The organism is Streptomyces sp. NPDC107559 (assembly GCF_055657365.1).
Map to the genome: position 1 here is coordinate 1 of NZ_JBVKBD010000051.1, position 5124 is coordinate 5124.

General features: G+C 73.0%; 1 protein-coding gene. It reads left to right on the forward strand.

The features are described from left to right. Positions 1 to 5124 (forward strand): SDR family NAD(P)-dependent oxidoreductase (locus ACZ7OY_RS44530; protein WP_472251212.1); only part of this gene is annotated, 5124 nt, incomplete at both ends.

The following is a 5124-nucleotide window of genomic DNA, read 5'->3' on the forward strand; positions in this document are numbered from 1 at the left end:
CTGGAGCTGGCGGTCTGGGCGGGTGACCAGCTCGGCACCCCCACGGTCGAGGAACTCACCCTCCAGACCCCGTTGATCCTTCCCGAACAAGGCGCTGTCCAGCTCCAGGTGACCGTCGGCACCCCCGACGACTCCGGCCGACGGGAACTTTCGATCCACTCGCGTCCGGAACCGTCCGAAGAAGGCGGCGAGACTCCCTGGCAGGAGCACGCGACAGGCGCCCTCACCGCCACACGCACCAAGCCCAACTCACCAGCCGTCACCGGGACATGGCCGCCAGCCGACGCCGCCGCCGTCGATGCCGCCGACCTCTACGACCGCTTCGCAGACGTGGGCTTCGCCTACGGCCCGACCTTCCAGGGTCTGCGGGACGTATGGCGGCGGGGCGACGAGCTCTTCGCCGAGGTCGCCTTGCCCGCGGAGGCGAGCGGCGATGCGGGGGCCTTCGCACTACACCCCGCTCTTCTCGACGCCGCACTGCACGCCGTGGGATTGGGCGGGCTGCTCCGTGCGCAGGACACTTCGGGGCGGCTGCCCTTCGCGTGGAACGGTGTCGAGGTACGCGCCTGGGGGGCCTCGTCGCTCCGTGTCCATCTCGTACGCACCGGTGACGACAGCCTCTCGCTCACCGTCGCCGACACCTCCGGGCAGCTTGTCGCCACCGCGCACGCGCTCGTGCTCCGGCCCGTGACCGCCGAACGGCTGCGCGCTGACGGCCGCCGGAACCTTGACGCGCTGTTCCGCGTCGAGTGGGTCGAGCGTCCGCTCCCGGCCCCGGACCGCCCGCTGACCTGGGCCCTGCTGGCGGCGGACGGCACCCCGTACGAGGCCGGGGCCCTCGCGGCCGGCGCTGTCGCCACCTACTCCGACCTCGATGAGCTCGCCGCCGCCGTGGACGCCGGAATCCCGCTGCCCGACCTCGTGGTCGTACCGAGCGTCGGCCCCACCGCCACGAAGGACCAGCTCCCCGACCTGGCCCACGCCACCACTCATCGCGCCCTGAACCTCGCACAGACCTGGATCGCGGACGAGCGCTTCGCCGCCGCCCGCCTCCTGCTGCTGACGCATCGCGCGGTCGGCGTGCGCCCGGGCGAGCAGGTCACCGACCCGGCGCACGCGGCCGCCCGCGGGCTCGTGCGGTCGGCGGCGGCGGAGAACCCGGGCCGGTTCGCCCTGATCGATGTCGACGAACTCGACGAACTGGCCGACGCCTGGACCCGGTTGCCTTTCCTCGCAGACGGCGACGAGACCGAGTGGGCGGTGCGCGGCGGCGATGTCCTCGTCCCCAGGCTGGCGCGAGCGTCGGCGGGACTTGAGGTACCGGACGGACAGCCGTGGCGCCTGGAGACCCTCGGCCGGGGCACCCTCCAAGGGAACCTTGCCCTCGCGCCGTACCCGGAGGCCGACGGGCCGCTCGCGGAGGGCGAGGTCAGGGTCGGCATGCGCGCGGGCGGACTGAACTTCCGGGACGTCCTCATCGCCCTCGGTATGTACCCCGGCGAGGCGCGCGTGGGTGCGGAGGGCGCCGGAGTCGTCCTCGACGTCGGACCGGGGGTGTCCGGAATCGCCCCCGGCGACCGTGTCATGGGCCTCTTCTACGGCGTCCTCGGCCCCGTCGCCGTCACGGACCGCAGGCTGCTCGTCCGGATCCCCGAGGGCTGGACGTTCACCGACGCGGCCGCCGTACCCGTCGTCTTCCTCACGGCCTATTACGGCCTCGTGGACCTGGCGGACCTGCGCGCGGGCGAATCGGTCCTGATCCACGCGGCCGCCGGCGGCGTCGGCATGGCCGCCATTCAGCTCGCCCGCCACCTCGGAGCGGAGGTCTTCGCCACCGCGAGCTCCGGCAAGTGGGACGCCGTACGTTCCCTCGGCATCACCGACGACCATCTGGCCTCCTCCCGCACCCTGGACTTCGGGCAGCGGTTCGCTGAGATCACCGCCGGTCGCGGCGTGGACGTCGTCCTGAACTCCCTCGCGAAGGAGTACGTCGACACCTCGGCGGGGCTGCTGTCGCGCGGCGGGCGGTTCCTGGAGATGGGCAAGACCGACATCCGGCGGCCCGAGGAGCTGGCGGCGGCCCACTCGGGCGTGCGCTACCAGGCGTTCGACATGCTCGAAGCGGGACCGGACCGTATCGCCGAGATGCTGACGGCGCTCGTGGACCTCTTCGAGAGCGGTGCCCTGCGGCCGCTCCCGGTGACCACGTGGGACGTCCGCGCGGCCGGCGAGGCGTTCCGCTTCCTCGGCCAGGCCCGGCACATCGGCAAGGTCGTTCTCACGGTGCCGGAGACCGAGGCCCAGGGCGCGGCCGCCGACGGGACGGTACTCGTCACCGGTGCGGGCGGTGCGCTGGGCGGGTTGATCGCCCGGCACCTCGTCATCCGGCACGGCGTACGCCGCCTGGTCCTCGCCGGACGTCGGGGCAGCCGTAGCCCGGGAATCAAACAACTTCGGGCAGAACTCGTGGAGTTGGGTGCGCAGGCGGATGTGGTCGCCTGTGACGTGTCGGACCGTGACGCCCTCGCGCGACTGCTCGACACCATCACCGAGACCTCCTCCCTGCACGGCGTGGTCCATACGGCCGGTGTGCTCGACGACGGGGTCATCACCTCGCTCACCCCTGAGCGAGTGGACACAGTGCTGCGGCCCAAGGTCGATGCCGCCTGGCATCTGCACGAGCTGACCCGCGGGCTCGACCTCGCTCACTTCGTGGTCTTCGCGTCCGCCGCCGCCACCTTCGGCGCGGTCGGACAGGCCGGGTACTGCGCGGCCAACACCTTCCTCGACGCCCTCGCCGAACACCGGCGGGCGCTCGGCCTGCCCGCCGTGTCGATGGCGTGGGGACTGTGGGGGCAGCCCGGTGGCATGACGGCCGCCCTCGGCGACGTCGACCGGCGGCGCATGGCGGCCGGAGGCCTGGTGCCGCTGACCGAGGCCGACGGCCTCGCCCTGTTCGACGCGGCGCTGGAGCACGGCGCCCCCACTCTCGTGCCGGCCCGCCTCGACCTGGAGGGGCTGCGCAGGCGCCGCGGCGCCGTGCCGCCCGTCCTGCGCGGCCTGGTCCGTACGACGGCCCCGCGCGCCCAGGAGGGCACGGGCACGGACACCCCGGCCACCGGACTGCGCCGGCGCCTGCACGGCCGTAGCGAGGACGAACAACTCCGGATCGTCCTCGACCTGGTGCGGGCGCAGGCGTCCGCCGTCCTCGGCCACGGCTCCCCGGACGCAGTCGAGGCGGGCCGTGCCTTCCAGGAGATGGGCTTCGACTCGCTGACCGCCGTCGAACTGCGCAACCGGCTGACCATCGAGACCGGCACCCGGCTGCCCGCCACCCTCGTCTTCGACCATCCGACGCCCCGGGCCCTCGCCGCCCGCATCGTCGCCGACGTCACCGGCGAACTCCCCGGCACCGCCGCTCCGGCCCCCGCCGTGACGGCCGACAGCCAGGAGCCCCTCGCCATCGTAGGCATCGCTTGCCACTTCCCCGGCGGGGTCGACTCGCCCGAGGACCTGTGGGAGCTGGTCCTCTCCGGCACCGACGGCATGTCCGGTTTCCCCGCCGACCGCGGCTGGGACCCCATGGGCCTCTACGACCCCGACCCGGACCGGCAGGGCACCACGTACGCCCGCCGCGGCGGCTTCCTGCACAACGTCGCCGGGTTCGACGCGGCCTTCTTCGGGATCTCCCCGCGCGAGGCCGTCTCCATGGATCCCCAGCAGCGACTGCTCCTGGAGACCTCCTGGGAGGCCCTGGAGCGCGCCGGGCTCGACCCCGCCGGCCTGCGCGGCTCCCGCACGGGCGTCTTCGTCGGCGCCAGCGGTCAGACCTACTCCTCACTCCTCGCCCGCGCCGCCGACAACTACGAGGGCTATCTCCTCACCGGCAGCACCGGCAGCGTCCTGTCCGGCCGGCTTGCCTACACTTTCGGCCTGGAGGGCCCGGCGGTGACCGTCGACACCGCCTGCTCGTCGTCTCTGGTCGCCCTGCACCTCGCCGGGCAGGCGCTGCGCACCGGCGAGTGCGAACTCGCTCTCGTGGGCGGCGTCGCCGTGCTGTCGACGCCCGACCTGTTCGTCGAGTTCAGCCGGCAGCGCGGGCTGTCGCCCGACGGCCGCTGCAAGGCGTTCGCCGACACCGCCGACGGAACTGCCTGGTCGGAGGGCGTCGGCGTGATCGTCGTGGAGCGGCTCTCCGCCGCGCGCCGCAACGGGCATCGCGTGCTGGCGGTGGTGCGTGGCAGCGCCGTGAACCAGGACGGTGCCTCCAACGGCCTGTCCGCGCCGAACGGGCCCTCCCAGCAGCGCGTCATCCGCCAGGCCCTCGCCAACGCGGGCCTGCGCCCGACCGAGGTCGACCTGGTCGAGGCGCACGGCACGGGCACGAGGCTCGGCGACCCCATCGAGGCTCAGGCACTGCTCGCCACTTACGGGCAGGAGAGGAACGGTCAACAACCTCTGTGGGTCGGGTCGTTGAAGTCCAACATCGGCCACACCCAGGCCGCCGCCGGCGTCGCAGGACTCATCAAGACCGTGATGGCGCTCCGGCGCGGCGTCCTGCCCCGGACCCTCCACGTCGACCGGCTGACCCAGGAGGTCGACTGGGACAGCGGAAAGGTGGACGTCCTGACAGAGGGCCGGACTTGGCCGGAGGTCGGCCGGCCCCGGCGCGCAGCGGTGTCCGCGTTCGGGGTGAGTGGCACCAACGCGCATGTCGTCGTCGAGCAGTTCCCGGAGGTGGAGCAGACGTCCGGAGCTGCGCTGGCCGCCCCGGTGGTGCCGTGGGTGCTGAGTGCCCGCTCGGCGATCGCCCTGCGCGACCAGGCCCGGCGACTGCAGGCGTCGCCCACGGTCCATGAACTGCCCCATCATGACGCCGCGTTGGCGCTCGCCGTCACACGCACGGCCCATGAGCACCGCGCCGTAGTGATCGGCGCCGACCGAGACGAACTGCTGACCGGGCTCAAGGCCGTCGCCCAGGGCGACACCAGCGCCGACGCCATCACCGGAGTAACCGCCACCGACGACAGGCCGGTGTTCGTCTTTCCTGGTCAGGGTGGTCAGTGGGTGGGGATGGCGGTGGGGTTGTTGGAGTCGTCGCCGGTGTTCGCGTCTCGTTTCGCG